Below are 21,589 nucleotides of genomic sequence, written 5' to 3' on the forward strand. Positions count from 1 at the left end.
AAAAGTTTATATAAAGGAAGGATTTTATCCATGGCACAGTTAGATGCACGTGAAATCATTGATTTTATCAGTAACGCCAAGAAAAAAACACCCGTAAAGGTCACTCTAAAAGGTGATTTGACTAAACTTGATGTTCCAAAAGGCGTCCGAGCGTTTGTAGAAACCAAAACCGGAACCGTTTTTGGCGATTGGGCAGATGTTAAACCATTTCTTGAGAACAACAAAGCAGTTATTGAAGATTATGAAGTTGAAAATGATGGACGTAATTCAGCGGTCCCATTGTTGGACACTAAGAATATCAATGCGCGCATCGAACCCGGGGCAATTATCCGGGATCAAGTTGTGATCGGTGACAATGCCGTCATTATGATGGGAGCATTGATCAACATTGGCGCTGAGGTTGGTGAAGACACCATGATTGATATGGGAGTTGTCATGGGCGGTCGTGCGATTGTCGGAAAACATGCTCATATTGGTGCCGGAACTGTTTTAGCTGGCGTGGTTGAGCCGGCGTCTGCCCAACCCGTGCGCATTGATGATAATGTCATGATTGGGGCAAATTCCGTTGTTTTGGAAGGTGTTCACGTTGGAGAAGGGGCAGTTGTGGCTGCTGGTGCGGTTGTGACGAATGATGTTGCCCCCTACACGATGGTGGCTGGTGTGCCTGCCCGCAAAATGAAAGATATTGATGACCAAACTCGGTCAAAGACAGAACTCGAGGACACTTTAAGAAAGCTGTAAAGTTATGAACAAACAAGCAATGTTAACAGAGCCTCAATTAATCAAAATTTATCAAAGCTTGCATCAGATTCCAGAACTTGCGATGCAAGAAACGGAAACCCATGCTTTCATTAAAAGAACGGTGCTTCAGTTCGACCAAACTAATTTGGAAATTCAAACTCCGGCAGAAATGCCGACCGCGTTACTCGTGTTAGTTCACGGGAGTGCATCTGAACGGACAATTGGCTATCGAACAGATATTGATGGACTACCAGTTGCAGAACAAACTGGATTGCCATTTGCTTCTAAACATCCCAATGTGATGCACGCCTGTGGCCATGATATTCATATGAGTGTTGCACTTGGCTTACTCGACTATTTTGCAGCTAACCAGCCGAAAGATAACTTGTTGTTTTTCTTCCAACCGGCTGAGGAAAGCTTGAACGGTGGCAAAACTGCTTATGAAAAGCAGATTTTCACTGGTAAATGGTGTCCAGATGAGTTTTACGGATTGCATGACAATCCTGATTTACCCACTGGTGCGATTGGTTGTCGGATGGGGACTTTGTTTGCCGGAACCACTGAAGTTGACGTGGATTTCTATGGGAAGGGTGGTCATGCGGCTTTTCCACAGGATGCAAATGATATGGTGGTGGCTGCGAGCCAGTTTATTAATCAAGTGCAGACCATTATTTCCCGCAGTGTGGATCCAATTGAAGGCGGCGTCATTACTTTTGGTAAATTTGATGCTGGTAGCATTCGCAATGTGATCGCGGGTCATGCCCGTTTGGAAGGCACGATTCGTGGGTTAACACAAAAGATGATTGAACATATTGATCAGCGAATTCAAGAGGTTGCGGATGGCATTGCGCAAAGTTATCAGGCCAAAGTAGTGGTGAAGCTTAATCAGGGCGGCTATTGGCCAGTTGAAAACAACCCGAAACTTACTCGAAACTTTATTACCTATATGAAACAAACAGAAGATGTGCAATTTGTTGAAACGAAACCCGCAATGACAGGTGAAGATTTTGGTTATTTGCTCGCTAAATTTCCAGGAACCATGTTTTGGCTAGGAGTTGACGATGATTCTCAACTTCATTCAGCCACATTAAAGCCTAATCCAAAAGCAATTGAGATTGGCATTCAGGCTATTAAAGGATTTCTATTAAATCGAATGCAAACAAAAGAAAATTAGGAAAGAAGGATACGGATGTTTAAAGATGCAGATATTTTAACCGCAATTGTGACGCCATTTGACGACCAAAACCACATTGATTTTGACGCCCTTGAAACGTTGACCAATCACCTATTAGAAACTGGTAGTCATGGCTTTATCATTGGCGGAACGACGGGGGAAACGCCCAATTTAACGCACGATGAAAAAATTGAATTATATACGAAATTTGGCAAAATTGTGAATGGCAGGGTGCCTGTTATTGCCGGAACTGGAAGCAACAATACTTTACAAACTACTGAATTGACTAAAGAAGTTGGTCAAATTGAAGGGATTGATATGGCACTTGTTGTGGTTCCTTATTACAACAAACCAAATCAACGCGGCATGATTGCGCATTTTACAACGGTGGCGGATGCTTCGCCGATTCCAGTGGCCATTTATAATATTCCTGGTCGAACAGGTGTCACGATGGCAAACGAAACGGTCGTTAAACTTGCCCAACATCCTAATATTCAAGCTGTTAAACAGTGTACTTCATTGGAAGATCTGGAGTTTTTAGTGGAACATACGCCAGATGATTTCATGGTTTATACCGGTGAAGATGCCCAAGCCTTACCTGGAATTGCGATTGGTGCTAAAGGGGTTGTTTCTGTGGCAGCCCACGTTTATGGCCAAGATATGCGCCAAATGTTAGATGCTTTTTATGCAGGTAACACTGCGTTAGCTGGCAAGTTACAACGAAGATTAACACCAAAAATGCAGGCGTTGTTCTTGTATCCTTCACCATCCCCTGTAAAAGCTGTCTTAACCGCACAAGGTTATCAGGTCGGCGGATGTCGTTTACCAATTTTGCCTTTGAACAAAGCGGAACGGGCTACGTTAGCAAAAGCTTTGGATTTGAATGAGGATGCATTAGAAAACAAGGGTAGTTTGGCCGAGTTAGGAGTTAATCATGATTAAAATAATTGTAGCGGGTTTTCGTGGATCAATGGGGCAAAAAACACTCAACCTTATCAAAAAAACTGAGGATTTTAAATTGGTTGGGGCATTCAGTCCTGACGCAACGGATATAAATTCTGCAAGTTATGGATTAGATGAGGATGTCCAGATTTTCAATAATTTAACGACCAAACCTGTCGAAGCAGATGTGTGGATTGATTTCAGTACGCCTGCTGGGGTGTTTGATAATGCTAAATTTGCATTGAAAAACCATATCAGACCAGTGATTGGGACTAGTGGTTTGACGGATCAGCAGGTTGCTGATTTAAAAGCCTATGCTAAAGAACAAGGTACAGCCGGTTTGATCGTTCCTAACTTTGGAATTTCAGCAGTTTTGTTGATGAAATTCGCTAAAGAAGCGGCAACTTACTTCCCAGATGTTGAAATTATTGAAATGCATCACGAAGATAAGTTGGATGCACCTTCTGGAACAGCTTTAAGCACTGCTAAACAAATTAGTGAGGTTCGCGAGGCCAATGATGCCCCAGAATTTAAAGAGACGTTAGAGGGTGCACGAGGCGCTAATTATAAAGGGATCCGAATTCATTCAGTTCGGTTGCCAGGCTATGTGGCTCATGAACAAGTTTTGTTTGGTGGCGAAGGCGAAGCGCTAACAATTCGTCAAGATTCGTTTAATCGTGATTCCTTTATGAAAGGTGTGGCCATTGCAGTTCATAAAGTTGGTTCATTAAAGGAACTAACGGTTGGTCTAGAAAATGTTTTATCGTAAAAATTAAGGAGTGGTTATATGCCAAAGTTAAGTGCAGCACTACAAGGAACAGTCAATCAAAAACTAAACTCAATTGGACCCTCAGGAATTCGGGCGTTTGATCAAAAGATTACAGGCACGCCGGGATTGGTTAAATTAACGCTAGGGGAACCTGGATTCAACACCCCTGAACATGTTAAAGAAGCTGGGATTCGCAGTATTCGTGAAAATGATTCTCACTATTCAGCACAAAAAGGAACCCCCGCATTGCGCAACGCCATTAGTGGCTTTTTGAAAAAGCGGCATGGATTAGACTACGATCCCAAAACAGAAATTGTGGCAACAATTGGCGCCACAGAAGCGTTAGCGGCTAGTTTATCAGCCATGTTAAACCCTGGTGATAAAGTAATTATCCCTACCCCTGCTTTTGCTTTATATGTGCCTTTGGTCGTCATTTCTGGTGGAATTCCAGTGGAAGTTGATACATCACAAGATAACTTTGTGTTGACTGCTAAAAAGTTAACAGAAACTCTAGACCGCGAGGGGGATGCCGTTAAAGCCTTAATTTTGACTTATCCGAATAACCCAACTGGTGTGGAATATTCCGAAAAAGAATTACAGGATCTCGCTGACGTGATTGCGAACCTGCCGATGTTTGTCATTGCAGATGAAATTTATAGTGAACTTACATATGGTGTGACGCATCATTCAATCGCTTCAATGATTCCAGAACAAACTATTTTGATTAATGGGTTATCAAAGTCGCATGCGATGACTGGCTATCGAGTTGGTTATATTGCCGCACCGGCAGACTTTATAAAAAATGCAGCTAAAATGCATGCCTTTTTGGTCACCGCACCGTCTAATCCAGCACAAGCTGCAGCTGCCGAGGCATTGGCAAACGGGCTAGATGATCCTAAAGAAATGTGTGTCCAGTATAAAAAGAGTCGGGATTATGTCATTGGTTGTTTAGACAAATTGGGATTTGAAACGGTTCCTCCTAAAGGGGCGTTTTACATTTTCGCGAAAATTCCAGAAAGATATACACAAAACTCGGTAGATTTTGCTACCGACCTTGCCCTGAAAGGTAAGGTTGGTGTCATTCCAGGGAGTGCGTTTGGACCTGGTGGTGAAGGTTATATTCGAATTTCTTATGCGGCAAGTGTCGAAGATTTACATGCCGCAATGACTAATATGGCTGCTTTTGTGAATGCAGACGCAACTATTGCATAATTGACAAAAAAGCGAATGAGAAGGTTAAGTTGATGAGAGAATACAATGTAGCAATTTTGGGGGCAACTGGTGCCGTGGGAACACGGCTAATTCAGCAGTTAGAGCAATCTACCATTCCGGTTAAGTCAGTGAAATTTTTGGCTTCATCGCGGTCGGCTGGCAAAGAGTTGGCATTTAAAGGTGAACCGGTAGTTGTTGAAGAGGCCACACCAGATTCATTTGAAGGTGTTGATTTAGTTTTAGCATCTGCTGGAGGTGCGGTTTCAAAGCGGCTTTTGCCAGAAGCTGTAAAACGTGGTGCAGTCTGCGTAGACAATACAAGTGCTTTTCGAATGGATCCGGAGGTACCATTGGTGGTACCTGAGGTTAATGAAGATGCATTGGAACGGCATCATGGAATTATTGCAAATCCAAATTGTTCAACGATTCAGATGGTGGTGGCGTTGGAACCAATTCGGAAGGCATTTGGTTTAAAACAGGTGATTGTGTCAACGTATCAGGCGGCATCGGGTGCTGGTCAGCAGGCTTGGAATGAAATGAACGAGCAGGCGCAACAGCATTTAAATGGCGAAAAAATGACGAGTACGATTTATCCTGTGAAGGGTGGAGAGAAGCATTATCCATTGGCGTTTAATTTGTTGCCACAGATTGATGTGTTTGAAGATGGTGGCTATACGCATGAAGAGTGGAAGATGATTCATGAAACCAAGAAGATTATGTTGGATGATATGGATGCAAAGGATATCAAGGTTACGGCAACTTGTGTGCGGGTACCGGTGGGTATTGGTCATGGCGAGACGGTGTACTTTGAGGTGAAGGATGAGAAGAACGCGAGTCGGGAGAAGATTCAGCGGTTGTTGACGAAGGCGCCTGGGGTAGTGTTGCAGGATGATCCGGAGAAGCAGTTGTATCCACAGCCAATTTATGCGGAAGGAAAGCGTGATACATTTGTAGGAAGGGTGCGAGCGGATGAGGAGAATCCAGGCAATTACCATATGTGGGTAGTGTCGGATAATCTTTTGAAGGGAGCAGCGTGGAATACGGTGCAAATTGCGGAGAAGTTGGTGGAAAAAAGATTAGTGGGCGAGACAAGTCGCTAGTAAGTAAAATATAAGGAGGACGTATGCGGGATCGTAATCCCGCGGGAGTCCTTCTTATATTTTACTTACTGACTTGTCGAGCCGTCCTAGAGCTCAGCGGAAAAAATCAGTACAAAAGACGTATGCGGGATCGCAATCCCGCGGGAGGCATGCTTATCTTGTCTTTCTTGCTTTGTCGAGCCGTCCTAGAGCTCAGCGGAATCCTAACTTAAGTACAAACGTGAATCAGTAAAGAAAAAATGCTTGGCTCAAACTACTTGTAGTTAGGTTAGTCCAAGCATTTTTTAGTTAGTTTGCACCAATTTGTTTCCGTGCTTTCCGAAAGTTAACAATCTGTAGCACTAACATGACCAATTCTAGGCCAATCAGGACAAGAAAATCATTTTGACTTCCGCGGGCGGTTGCACTTACCGTGGAGAGGCCGTGAGCGTTTATTTCACTAATAGAAATGAACGCCGCCATCAATGAGGCACCGATAGATCCAGAATACTGCTGAATGGCATTAAATGCGGCATTGCCGTCTCCCTTTAGTTTGCCAGGCAGCTGTTTCATGCCATCGGTCAAAAGATTACTGAAGGTTAACGAAAACCCGCCACTGAATAACGCGTAAAAAATGGTCATTAGTGGAATTGATAAAATAGACTGAAAACTAAAGAACAGGATTCCAGAAATCAAAGTGGCACTAATCCCAGTGATGATTGGAAGAGCGGCGCCACGTTTGTCCAAAACAACTCCGCCAAAAGGCATCAGAAACAGCCGTAACAAGCTACCGGGTAAGAGCAGGAGACCGGCCAATAAGGAGTTGACACCGAGAACTAATTGGCCGTAGTTGGGTAGCAAAAAGCTCATCCCAATATTGATCAATTGACAAAGCGCATAGGCAACAAAACTTAAAACAAAACGATGGTATTTAAAAATAGTAATATTAATCAATGGAAATGCAAAATGCCGGGCGTGCCAAACATATAAAACACCGGTAACGAGGCCTAAGAGTAACAAAATCCAAAAGTTCAAACTACCCCAGCCGTGAACAGCAGCCTCATTGAAGGCAAGAGAGATAAGGATAAAAACCCCAGCCAACCAGACAAAACCCATTAGATCTAAGCGTGGTTTTTCCACAGGGCGCGTTTGTTCAATGTTTAATAACCCAATCACTGTAGCAATCAAGGCAATTGGCAGGACAATCCAGAAAATGGCGCGCCAACCTAAACTATAAAGAATAATGCCACCGTACGTTGGACCCACGGAAGCCATGGATACAATAATGGCGCCAATGGCCATATAGCGTCCGAGTTTTTGAAGGGGAATATCATGATTGATAATGCCAAACAAAAGAGGGGTCGTCATCCCGGTTGCGACACCACTAATTAATCGGCCAATCAGTAAGACTGGAAAGTTAGTGGCACTGACACAGAGAAATAAGCCAATAAAGAAAAGGATCACTGCCCAAGCAAAGATTTGCTTGAGTTTAAACCGTTTATGCATATAAGAAGATAAGGTCATCACAAGGGATGCTACCAGTAAATACCCAGAAGTGATCCACTGAACGGCCGAAATTGAGACCCCGAAAACGTGCATCAGCGTGGGGAAAGTGACGTTCATGGCCGTTTCTAATAAAATGCCACAAAAAGACATTACACCGGTTCCGATAATTGCTAGAATTGTCTTCTTAGAAACTTTGTTGTTTGGAATAAATTGATCTGTTTGCATTGTTTTACCTCTAAATTCTTTCTTAATTTATCATATCATGAAACGTTAAATCTAATTTTAGACACAAAAAGGCAAGTCGATTCGGTTCGACTTGCCTTAAACTTTATTTTACGATTTGATTTTTTTGAATCTTGAAATTCCAAGCCTGAATGCCTAACATGGCAACGGCCATAAAAATCAGCAAAATGAAATCATGGGAACTTCCACGAGCAATGGCCTGTTTAGTGGAAATTCCAGTTGCATTCATTTGACTAATGGCGATTAAAGTGGCCATCAATGAAGTCCCAATTGAGCCGGAATATTGTTGAATAGCATTAAATGCAGCATTACCGTCATCTTTTAAATGCATTGGCAATTGTTTCATCCCGTTTGCCAGTGTATTACTGTACGTGAGTGAAAACCCAACGCTAAAGAATACGTAGAAAAATGTCATCAAGGGAATTGTTAAAAATGACATGAAGGATAAAAATAAAATGGCTGAGATTAAGATGCAACCAATTCCAGTTAGGATTGGCAAGGACGGACCTTTGCGGTCTAGCAAGTTACCGCCCCATGGCATAATAAAAATCCGTAATACACTTCCTGGTAAAAGTAAAAACCCTGCTAATAAGGCGTTTGTGCCTAAAACTAATTGACCAAAGTTTGGTAGTAGGAAACTCATACCCAGATTAATTAACTGACAAAGGGCATAAGCTAAAAAGCTGAACACAAAAGGTTGGTATGTAAAAATTTTAACATTGATTAACGGTGATTTGGTATGGGTGGCGTGCCAAGCATACAAGCCAACAGCTAACAGGCCAATAACCAACATTAACCAAAAACCAGTGCTTGCCCAACCATGAGTAGAAGCTTCGTTGAAAGCTAGGGCAATTAAGATAAAAGCAGCTGCAATCCAGGCAAATCCCAAAATATCAAGCTTAGGTCGTAGGGTATCACGATGCTGTTCAATGTTTAGGATCCCAATTACAGCAGCAATTAATGAAACGGGAAGGACGATCCAAAAGATTAATCGCCAACCAAGGTAGTAAGACACGAGCCCACCATATGTGGGGCCAATCGTTGGCGCCATTGAAATGATGATTGCCCCAATCGCCGTGTAGCTTCCCAGTTTTTGAACGGGAATTTCATGATTGATAATACTAAACATGAGAGGCGTTGTAAGTCCCGTTGCGACGCCGCCAATTAATCGTCCAACTAAAAGGACTGGGAAACTGGTGGCAAACACACAAAGGAGCAGACCTAATATAAATAAAATTACGGAAACGGTATAAATGTTTCTCAGTTTGAATCGTTTGTGAATATAAGAAGCCAGGGCCATGACAAGGGCAGCAATTAGGAGATATCCAGAAGTAATCCACTGAATGCTGGAGACTGATACCCCTAATTGTTTCATTAGAGTGGGGAAGGTGACATTCATTGAGGTCTCGAGTAGGACGCCACAAAATGACATCATTCCAGTTCCAACAATTGATAAAATAATTTTTTTGAGACTTGTTCGTCTTGAGTAAAACGGTTGTTTTCCATGCTAGTTCGCCTTTCGTTTTTTGACCATGCTTACTATCTTACCACGATACAAAACGATAGGAACAAAAAAGTTAGATTAAGCTTCCTCATTTGTTAAGGTGAGCGCTGCAGTTACTAATTTAGAAAACAGTCGCGCAAGAATGGTTAACGTAATTGCTACACCGGCAAAAATAATACCTATCAACAAAATTCCAGGAGCATCCGTGTGATCCGCCACGACGTACAAGGCGGGCAGGTCCAGAATGGCAACAACAGAGATACCCACAAAAAAGATGACTAATTTGAGCCAACCTTGTTGACGTTAAACTACTGTAGAATTGATTTTTATCAATGGCAAGTAAGAGATGAAAACAAAGGTAGCTCGTGATCAAAAGAAAAATTCCTGCTGCAAAAACGCCAACGGCAAGATTATAAAAGACGTAGGCATAATGATTATTGAAATCAAAACCCACTATGGTAAAGCCATAAGTACCGAAGCCCCAGCCAGCAATAATTGCGAGGGTAACTAAGAATAAAATTATTTTTAAAAGCAAACTTTCTTTTTTCATAATGGTCATCTCCAAAATAAGGTTTTAATACTAAGGTTTAATGTAACGAAAACCTTGATCTTGTAACGTCACAAGATCAATCACACCGGCAGGAACCACTTTAACGGTCTTGGGCAATTGCTCAGCTGAAATGTGGTGACTAGCCATGGCGTTTTGACAAGCATGGAATTCGACGGTTCCTTGATGGGTGCTAATGAATACTTGAACATCATTTGCCAAATACTCAGTGATTGCAGATCCGTTAACGACAACCACGATGGAAATAGTCAGTTGCTTTTGTTTAGCATAGCTCAGGGCATTTGCCACGTTTGACAAGGCAGTTTGCCACTTTGAGTTTTCGTCAATATGAAAGACAATTTTCATTTCTCAAACCTCATTTCTTAACACTGGTACCAGTTTGATAATTAATGGTATAACCAGATTCAATGTTAAAAATATAAACATTAAAGTGGACGGCGTTACTGCCAATCGACTGGCCCTCCATGTGAATGCCACGGGCAACTAATTCTTTTCCACGAAAAACGGGCGTCACACGATAGCGCACGTAATGATTTTTGTTGGCTTTTACATAGTCTGCCACTTCATTTTCATAAGTTGTCATTTCAGGATCGTTGAGGGAACGTGTGCCAGTCATTAAGTTCTTGGCATTGTTGTTTTGCCCTGTTAATTGATAACCAATTAAGTGACAGCGATTGTACAGCCAACCGTTGCTAGTCTTTTTGTTATGCCAGCCAGTGGGGTCTACATCCAAAGACTCGCGTTCCGTTTTAGGCATTAAACTTTTGTTTAGAAGTGCATTTGCTGCTGAAACCCGATTATAGCGATCTAGATTACCATAAGTTTGCCAAGCACCTTTACTGGTGGAAAGATCGGCAGTCGAAAAGTTGGGGTTGTTTTGGTTAATGGTGATGGTTTGTTGACCAGCGTATGATTTGTTGGCTAATTCGGTATCATCGGAAGTCTGGCTACTCGTCTTGTCTGCATTTGATTGTGTTTTGGCAAAATTAATATGCAAACTGCTGGCCCTTTTTTTGATCGAGGCAGACTGGGAGGATAGGGCACGATTTAGTTTGCTATTTTTAGATTCCAAAGAGTTGGCCAAAACTTTAGCACTGGAATTTACCTTAGTGATGACTTTTGTGGACATCACACTATTCACACTAAAGTATTTTCGACGCGCGTAAGAACCCGCTTGATTCCAACTTAACAGTAAAGTGATTACGGCTAATAAAACGAACCAAAGGCGATCTTTTCGTTGGCGGAAAGCAACGACGATAGCAAAGAGACCAATAATTAAAAAGATAATTCCAATAAACATCATTAATTTCTCCCCTTACTATCTTTTTGCCTTACGATAGCCAGCAGATTGAGCCTGGGCTTCCGTTTGAAAGTAGACAGCATTTTGAGAATTCATATGGTAGCCTGCCTGACCAGGAACGTGGTAGATTCGTGAATTTTTATTACCAATAATTCTCTTCTTGGTGGTTGTGTCTAGATCTCCCTGTTTAGAAGTCTTGTCGGCGCTGGTTGAATTTGAAACTTGTGTTGAACTTTGTGAGGCAACACTTGATTGTTGAACTTCTTTTTTGGCCTGTTTGCTTTCCGATTCTTGTCTTGAATTTACTGACTGTGAAGATGCTTTTTTAGCCGATTCAACCTTATCTGACAAATCCTCAACTGAATTTGATTGAGAAGTGATCTTGGATGATATTTTTGCGAGCGCATAGGCCCGTAGTTTAGCAGACTCCAGTTCTTTTTTGCCAACCGTTTTTGTTTTGTAAATTCTTTTGACAGATGGGGCTGACGTTACGGGTTGTGGATTAGTGAATTGAAAACCAAAAATGGCGACGCAAAATAACAGTACGGTACCTAAAATATAACTTTTATATTTAGTAGTTGGTACATGAAAAAGCATTTGATGCGTAACTTTATTGTAGAGGGTTATAGCTTCCAACACTATAAAACCCAGAATGCTTAATGCGATTAAGACAGCAAAAAAACTATTCATGATAAAAATCACTTCCCTAAGTTAATAATACCTGGGTTTTAAATGCAAAACAATAGAGAGTGATCGACTTATAAGAGTTTTTAGAAGTCGTTTCATTTGTATTCATACTTAGTTCCTGTTAAGGTTATGTTAATGTGTTTTATCAGTTTGGTTATTAAGGGTTCGAAGTTCTAAGAGCGTGACTCCTTTCGTAATTGGCTCGTGGGATACAAAATTAAAAAAGCGCACTGCGCTAGGAGGATTCATTCACATGGAAAAAGGCAAAGTTAAATGGTTTAACCCTGATAAGGGATTTGGTTTTATCAACCGCGAAAATGGTGACGATGTATTCGTTCATTTTTCAGCAATTCAAGGCGACGGTTTTAAGACATTGGAAGAAAACCAAGAAGTTACTTTTGATGTAGAAGACAGCGACCGTGGACCACAAGCTGTTAATGTTCAAAAACAGTAAACATTCTCGCATAGTTGTGATTGCTTAGGCAAAACATAAAGCGAGGTTTTATTTATTAAGTATTCTGAAAAAGAATGTAAGTCCGACAAACATACACTGTTAGAAGATTTAGAAGCTGAATTCGGCGCTAATGTCGATGTTTATTAAATCGCAGTGTTAAAAAAAGGTCGATTGTAATTGCAAAAATTACGATCGATCTTTTTTTGATTTAAATTTGATTAGCGCGGATTAAAGAATCAACGGTGTTTAAAATCGTTTCTTGGTTACTACCGATTGGTTGCCAACCTAATAGTGTTTTTGCGCGCTGATTGCTAACGTTGTGGTTCACTTCTAGGAATAAACGGCCTTCTTTTGCCTGTTGATTAAAATGAGAACCAATACGAATTATCCAGTTTGGTAAGGTTCTTGTGGGAATTTTAGCAACTAATTCTGGTCGGTGAGTTTTGATGAGCGCCGCAATTTCTGGCATTGAAATCGGTTTGTCGCCAACAGCTAAGAAACGTTTTCCTGCTGCAGCAGATGTTTGCATGGCACGAATATGAATATCAGCCACATCGCGAACATCGACAATATTCATTTTGATGTTAGGGATGCGTTTCACAGTGCCATTAATTAAATTACGGACAATCCAAAAACTGCCTGAAACATGATCATCTAAGGCGCCGCCAAGCATAGCACCCGCATTCACAGTTACAAATTCGAGAGTACTGTTCGTTTTTTTAAGATAATTCCAGGCGCTCTTCTCGGCAATGAGTTTAGATTTTTCATAGAGCGATAGACCGGACTCGTTTGGATCAGTCCAGTCGGCTTCGGTTGTGGTATGTTGCTGATTTTTATTGCTGAAACCCACAGCTCCCAAATTGGCAGTCATGATAACCCGTTTTACGTTGCTAGTAACTGCCGCTTTTAGAATCCGTAACGTGCCATCAGTCGCGGCACGGGCGACATCTTTGGTGGCAGTTTCACCATTTACAAAAACTGGAGCAGCCACGCTCATGACGTAAGTAATGCCGGCCATGGCTGTCGACCAGTTATCATCTCGGGTTAGATCAGCTTGGACAAAACTTAAACGGTCAAGATTTGGAACCTCATGAAATTTAAGCGTTTGAAGGACCTCTTCTTTTTTATTGAGTGAACGCAGAGTTGCCCTAACGGAGTAGTTTGCCTCGAGTAACTGCTTGATGATATGCAGTGCTAAAAAGCCGTTTCCACCTGTAACTAATACTTTTTATGTCATTTTTTGACTCTCCTCTAATTGATTGTGATTTTTATTGTTTTACGTTATGATAGCCATGTTAAACCCTAGACATTACTCTAGGGCAAGGAAAAAGTGGAGCTTATTTTATGACATACACAATAAAAGAGGTTGCTGCCAAAGTTAATCTGTCGATTTACACGTTACGTTTTTATGATAAACAAGGGTTGCTACCGTTCGTGGCACGTAATGCGGCTGGTTATCGTGAATTTACAGTTGGGGATTTGAATCTCCTTAAAACCATCTGTTGTTTGAAAAATACTGGCATGAAAATTAAAGATATTCGCAAATACATTGATTATGTAATGGCGGGACCAGCTTCAGTGAAGCAACGGCGTGAATTATTGCCTAAACATCGCCAGGAAGTTGTGGCTCAACAGAAAAAGATTGAACAAAATTTAGCGGAAGTTGATTATAAAATTAATATGTATACGGCGCCAGATGCCGAAAAGTCAGTTTCTAACGAAATTGCCCTAGCGATAGCCGATAAGGTAGCCAATCATTTACCGAATCCTTATGAAATGCTTCAAAAATAGAGAAGTACAGTTTCAAGTGACACCGATAATAAAAGGTTGAAACTACAAAAACTTATCTTGTTGCTTGATACGAAAACGTTCATGGCAATAAAATCAGATTAAAAGGCCGTCTTCCAGCAAATTTGGGCTGGAACGTGGGGGGCACGACTTGGGGCCACAAGCCACGTCTCCAAGCTCGGCCTTTATCTAAGCGAAACCCGCTAAGATAAAGACACTATTGAGCCCATTTGCTTCCAGACTAAGTCTAATCTTTGCAAGCAACGCACTGATATAATAATTTTGATACTTTCAACCTGTAGGCCGATAATAAAAAATCTGTGATCACCAGTAGTTTTTCAACTACCCTGATCACAGATTTTATTTTTTCTTAAAATCTTTATCAAATCGTGTCAGCCAGCGAGAAGGACTCACCGATTGACTAGTTGTCTCATTTAAGATAAGTTCATCCATACTAATTTCATAGATTGAATGCAACTGACGCAAGATAGTTAGACTTGGCTCAGATTCGCCACTTTCCCACTTGGCAACCTGATTAAGACTAACACCCAGTTCTTTGGCTAAGGCACTTCTCGTGTAACCAGCCCGTTTTCGTTGACTGGTCAGTTGGTCTGCAAAAGTCATAACGAGTCCTCCTTCTGGCACAGAGTATGGTAGTAACTTTTATAAGTGTTTAGAGATGTTATATTTGGTTCCGTGTTTATCTTTATTATTCGCAGGATCAACCGCATCTTTGGCGTAAAAAATCAGATACTCTTCATCGTTTTTAGGATCCGTTGCGATCACTAATTCATGAGGCGTTTCATCCTTATGCCGGTATAGTTGACCACTACGGACTGCTTCGTTGTAATCATGAAAATTTCCTAAAGAATCACCAGGATTAAAAAATACAATTTCACTTGCCATAACTAACAGCTCCTTTGGACAATCAAAAATATTGGAAAACACAAGCAAACTTTAGAAATCAGTTTATTTGAATAAACTTGTCTGTGCTTTAACTAGAATATAAACTAAAACATTATAGAAAGCAAAAGATTTGGTTAATTTACTGCTGACTTTTTAACCCACTTTATAATAAGTTTAGAATTTGGCGTTTGTAGTCGAGAAACGACGTGCTCAACTCGAAATCGGGTTGTTTTTTTAGTTCAGAATCAATTATGATTTCCTTTGTAATTGATGCGGGTGTGCCACTTAAAATGTAAATTCGGTCAGATAAGAGGATCGCTTCTTCAACGTCGTGTGTAATGAGTAAAGTTGATAAATTAATTTTACTCATTAAGTTGAGATACCAAGCGTGTACCTGATGTTTTGTGATTTCATCTAGAGCACTGAAAGGTTCATCCAATAAAGCGACTTCTTTATTGAACATGTAAGTTCGCAATAGGGCAGCTCGTTGGCGCATCCCGCCAGATAAAGCCTGAGGGTACCGTTTTTCGGTATGTTGCAATCCAAAGAGTTTAAACAACGGAGCGGCCTTCGCTTCGGCTACTTTTTTTGAGGTGCCCCGCATCAAAGCCGGTAGAATAACGTTGCCCATAATTGTTCGGTAGGGTAGCAGAAGGTCTTTTTGCAGCATGTAACTGAGTTGACCCGTTTTATTTGTAATGGGTTGATTTTTAAGCAGAACCTCACCATTTTCTGGGGAAAGCAGACCAGCAATAATGTTGAAAAGAGTGGTTTTCCCGATACCGCTGACACCAAGAATACTAACTAATTCACCTTGATTTAGCTGAATATTAATATCGGCAAGTATCTGGTGATCCGAATATGTTTTAGAAATATGATGCGTTTGTAATAACGCCATAGTTAAGACCTCATTTAGAAAGATATTGATTTGTGAATCCCTGATTTTTCTTGAGTTTGACGGAAACAAGTTTATGTTGATTTAGCCACTGATAGAATCGATTCCAGCGAGTTGATGAAATTTTTCCCCATTGCTTTGAACCTAAGGTGTACTGTTTGGAAAGGTAGGTTTGACTCGCATAAATTAACTTTTGGTTGCTTTTAAGCTCAGGCACCTGATCCATTAAAATGGTGGCCGATTGATGGGGATGGTTAGCCACATAGGTATATCCCTTAGCAGTTGCTTTCATGAAATCTTTAGCCAGTTTAGGATGGGCCTTTAAAAATTGGTTGTTGCCAATGAGGGTCGGCGTGTAATAATCAAAAACCTTGTTCAAAGAACGAAATGAAAAATAATTGATGGGAAGGTTTTTAATTTTAGCATTTTCGCCAGCCCAACCATAAAACACCCAGATCAAGTCAGCTTGTTTTGTCTTTAAGGCCGCCACCTCATCGGTAATGTTATTAGGAATTTTTTTAATTTTGCTATATTGGCCGCCATCATCTTCGACTACTTGTTTGATAGTTGCTTGCTCAATTGGCAAGTCCCAAGTTGCATAACGTTTACCCATCATTTTTTTCGGTGAAGTAATCCCATCTGCTTTGCGCGACATGATCCCCGAAGTGTTGTGCTGAATAATGGCCCCGATTGTGGTGATAGGCAATGGGTCACGACGGGCAATCGCCCCAGCAAACGTATCTTGTGCAGAAATACCAATTTGAGCTTTGCCACTCGCAACAAGCTGTTCGGCGCCATCTTTGGGTGGTTGTACAAACTTCACATTGAGATGATATTTTTTGTAGTAGCCTTTTTGTTTGGCAACATACATTCCGGTATGATTGGTGTTCGGTGTCCAATCCAAAACCACGGTAATCGTCTTCATTTGCGACTTATTAGAACTAGTTTTGCAGCCACCTAAAACCAACATCAATAAAAAACTCAAGCTTAAGTAGAGCCAAAAATGTTTGGAATGTTTCATTTTTTTACTGCCTCCCAGGGCATGACTTTATGTTGAATCAGAGTGACCAACCAAATTAAAAGCAAACTTAAAGCCGAAATTAAAAAGATGACGGCAAACATTTTGTCGTAGGCATAGGCCTTCATGACCCGCGTCATATAGACACCCAAGCCACTAAAACCACCAACCCATTCAGAAATTACGGCACTCACAATTGCATAAGATACAGAGATTTTTAAACTCGAGAAGAAATGATTCAACGAATTTGGAAACTTAACATAGTAATATAATTTCCATTTGCTTGCACCCATCGTTTTCATTAAATGAATTAAATCAGGATCGGTAGCGCGAAAGCCGGTCAGCATTTCCACGGCCACCGGGAAAAATGTCGTGATTGTGATTAAAACAATTTTTGGCAGCATGCCATAGCCAAACCATAAAATCAAAAGGGGCGCGATAGCCACCGCCGGAACAGTTTGACTGAGGACTAGCAGGGGATAAACAGCTTTATAGAGTGGATTAAACAAGTCCATAATTATGGCGATAAGCACACCACCAATGACGCCAATTAATAGTCCCCAGAACGCTTCCAAGAGGGTAACGCCGGCATTTTTCATAAGCAACGGAAAATCGGTGATAAAGGCTTTGACTACATTAACAGGTGAAGGCAGCATGAAAGTCGGGACGATTTGGAAATAACTGATTAATTGCCAGATAACTAAAAGCGCCAGAATGACCAAAATAGGTAGAAAATTAATGTTGATATTTGTCTGTTTTTTCATGGATTCCTAAGACCTTGCCCTCAGATTTATAATCAATTTTTACATAAGTCATCACTTGAGGGGCACCAGCATCAGCGGCAATTTTGGTAATGTTTTTAACAATTTCCATGAGTTGGTCGTAGTCACCTTCGAGTGTAGTTTCAAACGCACCGACTTCATATGAAACGCCCGTGGATTGAATGTACTCGATTGCTTTGTCCACAACAGCCACAACTTTTTTGTCGTCCTCTAACATTGGTAAAACTTGAATTGCAACACTTGTATTCATAAGATAGTTTCCTTTCTTGAAACAAAATAAAAAAGCCAACGACAACGCGCCAGCTTTTGATTGCATGTTTAAAATTGGTCATCAAATGACGGAATGTGAGCTGTCACTTGATCATCAAAACGATTAAACTTCCTGCGCTGGCATTATCCATATCAGGTTCGAGGGTCAAAAACCACTAGTTTTTATCTCAGCCGGATTGGATCCAGCACCCCTGTATTTGTTACGAATTCAGTATATCGATAAATATAAAATTCGGCAACTAATTTAATTCTCAGGGTGGTGTCTAATTTCAGTAGGGAATATTTCTAGATATCGTGATTTATAGAAATAATTTTTGATTTTTTGGTCTATACCCTTGCAATTTATAGAGGGAGAATATATAATTGGGCTATACCAATGTGAATGGGATTTTTATTCTTATAGATCTCATCGGAGTCGAAAAAGAAAATAAAAAGGAGCTTGATTATGCAAATTATTATTGTTAAAGATGAAGTTGAAGGCGGACAAGAAGGCTACAAGATTTTTGCTGATGCTAAGAAAAATGGTGCTCATACTTTTGGTTTAGCTACCGGAAGTACACCAATTACAACTTACAATGACATTATCGCTAGTGATCTTGATTTCAGCGATTCCATTTCTATCAATTTGGATGAATACATCGGGTTAGCTGCTGACAATGACCAAAGTTACAACTACTTTATGCATGAACATTTATTCAACAAAAAGCCATTTAAGAAATCTTACCTACCAAATGGTTTGGCTAAAGATATCGATGCTGAAGCAAAACGTTATGATAAAGTAATTGAGGACAACCCAATTGATTTACAAATCTTGGGTCTTGGCCGCAATGGTCATATTGGTTTCAACGAACCAGGAACTTCACGTGAAATTGGCACTCATCGTGTCTCATTAACTCAATCAACGATCGATGCTAATGCCCGTTTCTTCGCACATGAAGAAGACGTGCCTAAGGAAGCTTTATCAATGGGATTAGCTTCAATTATGAAATCAAAACATATCTTATTGGAAGCTTACGGTGAAGAAAAGGCTGATGCTGTTAAGGGAATGATCGAAGGCCCTAACACTCCAGACTTACCTGCAAGCGTGCTTCAAGACCATGACAACGTGACTGTTATTCTTGATGAAGCAGCTGCAAGCAAATTAACAAACAAATAAACTACCAAATTAATTGGCACAAAGAGATTTATCCTATACAAGTTAACGCTATATAGAATAAATCTCTTTTTTTAAATATTTAGTTTCTAATAACAAATAGGCATATGGTTTTCATGTTAAAAACAATAAGGTATAATTTATGTAAATGAGCGTTGAGAATTTAGGGCAAACGCGGTGGAGTGAAAGTATTAAAAGAAGATCGAATCGGATCCATAGAAAAGTGAGTGGGGGTTTACTTTGGAAAAAACAATTGCAATTAATGCAGGAAGTTCATCACTTAAGTTCAAACTGTTTGAGATGCCAAGCGAGAAAGTTCTCGCAAGTGGCCAGGTGGATCGAATTGGTATTGATGGCTCCACATTTACAATGATTTATGGCGATCAGGAAAACACGCGGTTTGAAGAGCCAGTTAAAGATCATGAAGTTGCGATCCATATGGTTCTAAAGGCTTTGATTGACCTGAAAATTATTCGAAGTTTTGATGAAATTACAGGCGTTGGTCATCGCGTTGTAGCGGGTGGCGAAATTTTCAATGGCTCCGTCGAGATTACAGAAAAAGTAATTAAGCAAATTGAGAGTTTATCGGAGTATGCTCCATTGCACAATCCGGCCAATGTGATTGGAATTCGGGCAGTGCAAAAGGTCCTGCCAAACGTCACAAGTGTTGCGGTGTTTGACACTTCTTTTCATGAAACATTACCCGCAAAAAATTATTTGTACAGTATTCCTTATGAATACTATGAAAAATATGGCGCACGTAAGTATGGTGCCCATGGTACGAGCCATCAATTAGTTGCTTTGGATGCGGCCAAACTACTTGGCAAACCATTAAGTTCTTTGAAGATGATCACCCTTCATTTAGGGGCCGGTTCCTCAATTGACGCTATTTTGAATGGCCAGTCATATGATACATCAATGGGCTTTACCCCGGTTTCTGGGATTACAATGGCAACCCGTTCAGGAGACATCGATGTTTCTTTAGTCAATTATTTGATGGAAAAACTAAAGATTACTGACTTTTCTGAAATGATTGAAATATTAAACACCAAGTCTGGATTGTTAGGTATTTCTGGAATCTCTTCTGACATGCGCGACGTTTTGGAGGCTAGACATAAGAGCCGTCGGGCTGAGTTGGCCGTTGAAATTTTTGTGAATAACATTGTGAAGTATATTGGGGCTTACATTGCTGAAATGCACGGAATTGATGTTTTAGTTTTCACAGCAGGCATTGGTGAGAATGGGATGTTAGTCCGAAAAATGATTGTTGATGAGTTGGATTATTTTGGACTTAAAATTGATAACGAAAAAAACCAGGTTCAAGGTGAGTTGCGAGATATTAGTGCTTCGGATTCTAAGGCAAAGGTGTTAGTTGTGCCTACGAACGAAGAATTGGCGATCGCCCGTGAAGTTGAACGATTTAAAAAAGAAACTAAGGCATAACCTATAATTAAATATAAAATTCTGTCTTTTATGGAAGGAGTTTCAAACATGGATTTATTTGACGGTTTAAAGGCAAAGATTAAGGGTCAAAATAGAACGGTTGTATTTCCAGAGGGGGACGATGTCAGAATTTACTCTGCGGCTGCGCGGTTGGCACAAGATGGGTTGGTCAAACCAATTCTGTTGGGCGATGCAAAGAAAATTGTAGAAAAGGCTTCAAAAGATGATGTTGATTTAAAAAATGTTGAAATTATTAATCCGGACAATTATTCGGAAGAAGAAAAGCAAGAAATGGTGGATGCTTTAGTAGAGCGGCGTAAGGGAAAGAACACTATTGAAGAAGTGCTGAAGATGTTAACTGACGTGAATTATTTTGGCACAATGTTGGTGTATCTGCACAAAGCAGATGCAATGGTTTCTGGAGCTGTGCACCCAACGGGAGATACAGTTCGTCCGGCGTTACAAATTATTAAAACAAAACCTGGTGTAAAACGAATTAGTGGTGCGTTTGTGATGCAGCGCAATAATGAACGTTATATTTTTGCGGATACGGCGATTAATATTGATCCAGATGCGGCAACACTGGCAGAAATTGCGGTGGAAAGTGCGCATACGGCTGAAATTTTTGATATTGAGCCTAAGGTAGCTATGTTGAGTTTTTCAACGAAGGGTTCGGCAAAGGGCGATATGGTCACAAAGGTGCAGGAAGCAACTAAATTGGCACAAGAGAAGGAACCGGAGATGGAGATTGATGGTGAGCTGCAGTTTGATGCGGCGTTTGTGCCGGATGTGGGTGCAAGTAAGGCACCAGATTCAAAGGTAGCGGGGCATGCAACGGTGTTTGTGTTCCCAGAATTGCAATCAGGAAATATTGGGTATAAGATTGCGCAGAGATTGGGACATTTTGAGGCAATAGGGCCAATTTTGCAGGGATTGAATGCGCCGGTGTCGGATTTGTCACGAGGAGCAAGTGAAGAAGACGTGTATAAAGTGGCGATAATGACGGCGGCACAGGTAAGGTAAGAGTAAAAGTGCGCGAGGCAAAATGGTAAAAGGCAAATCCTAAGTGCGACATATGCGGGATCGCAATCCCGCGGGAGTCGTACTTAGGATTTGCCTTTTATTTTGCCGAGCGGTCCTAGAGCTCAGCGGAAA

Annotated in this window: 23 protein-coding genes, 1 pseudogene and 1 riboswitch; of the genes and pseudogenes, 11 read left to right on the forward strand and 13 right to left on the reverse strand. The window is 40.8% G+C overall.

The features are described 5' to 3' along the window. Positions 1–30: 30 nt before the first annotated feature. The 6 genes from dapD to DD627_RS06775 are packed head-to-tail and all read left to right on the forward strand — an operon-like array spanning position 31 to position 5,938. On the forward strand, positions 31–741 hold the full coding sequence (dapD, locus tag DD627_RS06750; protein WP_260274643.1) for a 2,3,4,5-tetrahydropyridine-2,6-dicarboxylate N-acetyltransferase: 711 nt from the start codon (positions 31–33) through the stop codon (positions 739–741). A gap of 19 nt (positions 742–760) precedes the next feature. Further along, positions 761–1,915 carry an N-acetyldiaminopimelate deacetylase gene (locus tag DD627_RS06755; protein WP_260274659.1) on the forward strand — a complete coding sequence of 385 codons (1,155 nt, stop codon included), beginning with the start codon at positions 761–763 and terminating at the stop codon, positions 1,913–1,915. Between the two features lie 15 nt (positions 1,916–1,930). Beyond that, positions 1,931–2,857, forward strand: a complete 927-nt coding sequence (gene dapA, locus DD627_RS06760; protein WP_057782838.1) for a 4-hydroxy-tetrahydrodipicolinate synthase — start codon at positions 1,931–1,933, stop codon at positions 2,855–2,857. Beyond that, positions 2,850–3,626 (forward strand): 4-hydroxy-tetrahydrodipicolinate reductase, encoded by a 777-nt coding sequence (gene dapB, locus DD627_RS06765; protein ID WP_057782840.1) that lies wholly within the window; start codon positions 2,850–2,852, stop codon positions 3,624–3,626. The genes dapA and dapB overlap by 8 nt, the downstream gene beginning before the upstream one ends. An 18-nt stretch (positions 3,627–3,644) precedes the next feature. Then, entirely contained in the window at positions 3,645–4,838 is a 1,194-nt protein-coding gene (locus tag DD627_RS06770; RefSeq protein ID WP_260274644.1) for an aminotransferase class I/II-fold pyridoxal phosphate-dependent enzyme, read from the forward strand. A gap of 29 nt (positions 4,839–4,867) precedes the next feature. Continuing rightward, positions 4,868–5,938: an aspartate-semialdehyde dehydrogenase gene (locus DD627_RS06775; protein ID WP_260274645.1), complete on the forward strand. Its 1,071-nt coding sequence runs from the start codon at positions 4,868–4,870 to the stop codon at positions 5,936–5,938. 288 nt (positions 5,939–6,226) lie between these two features. Here the strand turns inward: DD627_RS06775 and DD627_RS06780 are convergent, their stop codons facing one another. The 6 genes from DD627_RS06780 to DD627_RS06805 all read right to left on the reverse strand — a co-directional run bounded on the left by DD627_RS06780 (position 6,227) and on the right by DD627_RS06805 (position 11,728). Continuing rightward, the gene (locus DD627_RS06780) at positions 6,227–7,648 is read right to left on the reverse strand and encodes an MFS transporter (protein WP_260274646.1); all 1,422 of its coding nucleotides are present in this window, start codon (positions 7,646–7,648) and stop codon (positions 6,227–6,229) included. A 103-nt stretch (positions 7,649–7,751) separates the two neighbouring features. Further along, positions 7,752–9,101, reverse strand: coding sequence for an MFS transporter (locus DD627_RS06785; RefSeq protein WP_311317562.1), 1,350 nt, complete (start codon positions 9,099–9,101; stop codon positions 7,752–7,754). Between the two features lie 190 nt (positions 9,102–9,291). Further along, positions 9,292–9,720, reverse strand: coding sequence for an Asp23/Gls24 family envelope stress response protein (locus DD627_RS09225; RefSeq protein ID WP_260274647.1), 429 nt, complete (start codon positions 9,718–9,720; stop codon positions 9,292–9,294). A 30-nt stretch (positions 9,721–9,750) separates the two neighbouring features. After that, entirely contained in the window at positions 9,751–10,083 is a 333-nt protein-coding gene (locus tag DD627_RS06795; protein ID WP_260274648.1) for a DsrE family protein, read from the reverse strand. A 10-nt stretch (positions 10,084–10,093) separates the two neighbouring features. Next, complete coding sequence (locus DD627_RS06800; protein WP_367366019.1) at positions 10,094–11,038, reverse strand: DNA/RNA non-specific endonuclease; 945 nt, start codon at positions 11,036–11,038, stop codon at positions 10,094–10,096. Positions 11,039–11,056: 18 nt separating this feature from the next. Further along, positions 11,057–11,728: a sunset domain-containing protein gene (locus tag DD627_RS06805; RefSeq protein ID WP_068806141.1), complete on the reverse strand. Its 672-nt coding sequence runs from the start codon at positions 11,726–11,728 to the stop codon at positions 11,057–11,059. A 250-nt stretch (positions 11,729–11,978) separates the two neighbouring features. Here DD627_RS06805 and DD627_RS06810 point away from each other — a divergent pair, with 250 nt between their 5' ends. Then, positions 11,979–12,179, forward strand: coding sequence for a cold-shock protein (locus tag DD627_RS06810; RefSeq protein WP_057749326.1), 201 nt, complete (start codon positions 11,979–11,981; stop codon positions 12,177–12,179). 208 nt (positions 12,180–12,387) lie between these two features. Here DD627_RS06810 and DD627_RS06815 read toward each other — a convergent pair. Continuing rightward, positions 12,388–13,404 (reverse strand): annotated as a pseudogene (locus DD627_RS06815) (NAD-dependent epimerase/dehydratase family protein); the annotation flags it as partial. A 119-nt stretch (positions 13,405–13,523) separates the two neighbouring features. On the opposite strand from DD627_RS06815, the gene DD627_RS06820 reads away from it, so the two are divergent. Further along, positions 13,524–13,970, forward strand: a complete 447-nt coding sequence (locus tag DD627_RS06820; RefSeq protein WP_260274649.1) for a MerR family transcriptional regulator — start codon at positions 13,524–13,526, stop codon at positions 13,968–13,970. 357 nt (positions 13,971–14,327) lie between these two features. Here the strand turns inward: DD627_RS06820 and DD627_RS06825 are convergent, their stop codons facing one another. The 6 genes from DD627_RS06825 to DD627_RS06850 all read right to left on the reverse strand — a co-directional run bounded on the left by DD627_RS06825 (position 14,328) and on the right by DD627_RS06850 (position 17,818). After that, entirely contained in the window at positions 14,328–14,591 is a 264-nt protein-coding gene (locus tag DD627_RS06825) for a helix-turn-helix domain-containing protein (RefSeq protein ID WP_057782868.1), read from the reverse strand. Between the two features lie 39 nt (positions 14,592–14,630). Next, positions 14,631–14,873 (reverse strand): hypothetical protein, encoded by a 243-nt coding sequence (locus DD627_RS06830; protein WP_068806147.1) that lies wholly within the window; start codon positions 14,871–14,873, stop codon positions 14,631–14,633. Between the two features lie 163 nt (positions 14,874–15,036). Then, positions 15,037–15,771: an ABC transporter ATP-binding protein gene (locus tag DD627_RS06835; RefSeq protein WP_057782872.1), complete on the reverse strand. Its 735-nt coding sequence runs from the start codon at positions 15,769–15,771 to the stop codon at positions 15,037–15,039. A 10-nt stretch (positions 15,772–15,781) separates the two neighbouring features. Beyond that, positions 15,782–16,789 (reverse strand): ABC transporter substrate-binding protein, encoded by a 1,008-nt coding sequence (locus DD627_RS06840; RefSeq protein WP_260274650.1) that lies wholly within the window; start codon positions 16,787–16,789, stop codon positions 15,782–15,784. Next, on the reverse strand, positions 16,786–17,550 hold the full coding sequence (locus DD627_RS06845; protein WP_068806157.1) for an ABC transporter permease: 765 nt from the start codon (positions 17,548–17,550) through the stop codon (positions 16,786–16,788). Before DD627_RS06845 ends, DD627_RS06840 begins: the two co-directional genes overlap by 4 nt. After that, positions 17,522–17,818, reverse strand: coding sequence for a thiamine-binding protein (locus DD627_RS06850; protein WP_068806160.1), 297 nt, complete (start codon positions 17,816–17,818; stop codon positions 17,522–17,524). The genes DD627_RS06845 and DD627_RS06850 overlap by 29 nt, the downstream gene beginning before the upstream one ends. A 112-nt stretch (positions 17,819–17,930) precedes the next feature. Beyond that, a riboswitch (TPP riboswitch) is annotated at positions 17,931–18,041 on the reverse strand. 242 nt (positions 18,042–18,283) lie between these two features. Between DD627_RS06850 and DD627_RS06855 the strand changes: the two genes are divergently transcribed. The 3 genes from DD627_RS06855 (at position 18,284) to pta (ending at position 21,457) form a co-directional block, all read left to right on the forward strand. Beyond that, on the forward strand, positions 18,284–18,994 hold the full coding sequence (locus DD627_RS06855; RefSeq protein ID WP_068806163.1) for a glucosamine-6-phosphate deaminase: 711 nt from the start codon (positions 18,284–18,286) through the stop codon (positions 18,992–18,994). 237 nt (positions 18,995–19,231) lie between these two features. Continuing rightward, positions 19,232–20,434 (forward strand): acetate/propionate family kinase, encoded by a 1,203-nt coding sequence (locus DD627_RS06860; RefSeq protein WP_260274651.1) that lies wholly within the window; start codon positions 19,232–19,234, stop codon positions 20,432–20,434. 48 nt (positions 20,435–20,482) lie between these two features. After that, on the forward strand, positions 20,483–21,457 hold the full coding sequence (pta, locus tag DD627_RS06865) for a phosphate acetyltransferase (protein WP_068806169.1): 975 nt from the start codon (positions 20,483–20,485) through the stop codon (positions 21,455–21,457). Positions 21,458–21,589 lie beyond the last annotated feature (132 nt).

The sequence above is a fragment of the Pediococcus sp. genome (genome assembly GCF_003533255.1).
In the GTDB taxonomy this organism is placed as follows: Bacteria; Bacillota; Bacilli; order Lactobacillales; family Lactobacillaceae; genus Pediococcus; species Pediococcus parvulus.

What these genes read in the sequence shown, in the direction of transcription:
- dapD (WP_260274643.1), top strand. Translation starts at nt 31, where the DNA reads ATGGCACAGTTAGATGCACGTGAAATCATTGATTTTATCAGTAACGCC.
- DD627_RS06755 (WP_260274659.1), top strand. Translation starts at nt 761, where the DNA reads ATGTTAACAGAGCCTCAATTAATCAAAATTTATCAAAGCTTGCATCAG.
- dapA (WP_057782838.1), top strand. Translation starts at nt 1,931, where the DNA reads ATGTTTAAAGATGCAGATATTTTAACCGCAATTGTGACGCCATTTGAC.
- dapB (WP_057782840.1), top strand. Translation starts at nt 2,850, where the DNA reads ATGATTAAAATAATTGTAGCGGGTTTTCGTGGATCAATGGGGCAAAAA.
- DD627_RS06770 (WP_260274644.1), top strand. Translation starts at nt 3,645, where the DNA reads ATGCCAAAGTTAAGTGCAGCACTACAAGGAACAGTCAATCAAAAACTA.
- DD627_RS06780 (WP_260274646.1), bottom strand. Translation starts at nt 7,648, where the DNA reads ATGCAAACAGATCAATTTATTCCAAACAACAAAGTTTCTAAGAAGACA.
- DD627_RS06785 (WP_311317562.1), bottom strand. Translation starts at nt 9,101, where the DNA reads ATGATGTCATTTTGTGGCGTCCTACTCGAGACCTCAATGAATGTCACC.
- DD627_RS09225 (WP_260274647.1), bottom strand. Translation starts at nt 9,720, where the DNA reads ATGAAAAAAGAAAGTTTGCTTTTAAAAATAATTTTATTCTTAGTTACC.
- DD627_RS06795 (WP_260274648.1), bottom strand. Translation starts at nt 10,083, where the DNA reads ATGAAAATTGTCTTTCATATTGACGAAAACTCAAAGTGGCAAACTGCC.
- DD627_RS06800 (WP_367366019.1), bottom strand. Translation starts at nt 11,038, where the DNA reads ATGTTTATTGGAATTATCTTTTTAATTATTGGTCTCTTTGCTATCGTC.
- DD627_RS06805 (WP_068806141.1), bottom strand. Translation starts at nt 11,728, where the DNA reads ATGAATAGTTTTTTTGCTGTCTTAATCGCATTAAGCATTCTGGGTTTT.
- DD627_RS06810 (WP_057749326.1), top strand. Translation starts at nt 11,979, where the DNA reads ATGGAAAAAGGCAAAGTTAAATGGTTTAACCCTGATAAGGGATTTGGT.
- DD627_RS06820 (WP_260274649.1), top strand. Translation starts at nt 13,524, where the DNA reads ATGACATACACAATAAAAGAGGTTGCTGCCAAAGTTAATCTGTCGATT.
- DD627_RS06825 (WP_057782868.1), bottom strand. Translation starts at nt 14,591, where the DNA reads ATGACTTTTGCAGACCAACTGACCAGTCAACGAAAACGGGCTGGTTAC.
- DD627_RS06830 (WP_068806147.1), bottom strand. Translation starts at nt 14,873, where the DNA reads ATGGCAAGTGAAATTGTATTTTTTAATCCTGGTGATTCTTTAGGAAAT.
- DD627_RS06835 (WP_057782872.1), bottom strand. Translation starts at nt 15,771, where the DNA reads ATGGCGTTATTACAAACGCATCATATTTCTAAAACATATTCGGATCAC.
- DD627_RS06840 (WP_260274650.1), bottom strand. Translation starts at nt 16,789, where the DNA reads ATGAAACATTCCAAACATTTTTGGCTCTACTTAAGCTTGAGTTTTTTA.
- DD627_RS06845 (WP_068806157.1), bottom strand. Translation starts at nt 17,550, where the DNA reads ATGAAAAAACAGACAAATATCAACATTAATTTTCTACCTATTTTGGTC.
- DD627_RS06850 (WP_068806160.1), bottom strand. Translation starts at nt 17,818, where the DNA reads ATGAATACAAGTGTTGCAATTCAAGTTTTACCAATGTTAGAGGACGAC.
- DD627_RS06855 (WP_068806163.1), top strand. Translation starts at nt 18,284, where the DNA reads ATGCAAATTATTATTGTTAAAGATGAAGTTGAAGGCGGACAAGAAGGC.
- pta (WP_068806169.1), top strand. Translation starts at nt 20,483, where the DNA reads ATGGATTTATTTGACGGTTTAAAGGCAAAGATTAAGGGTCAAAATAGA.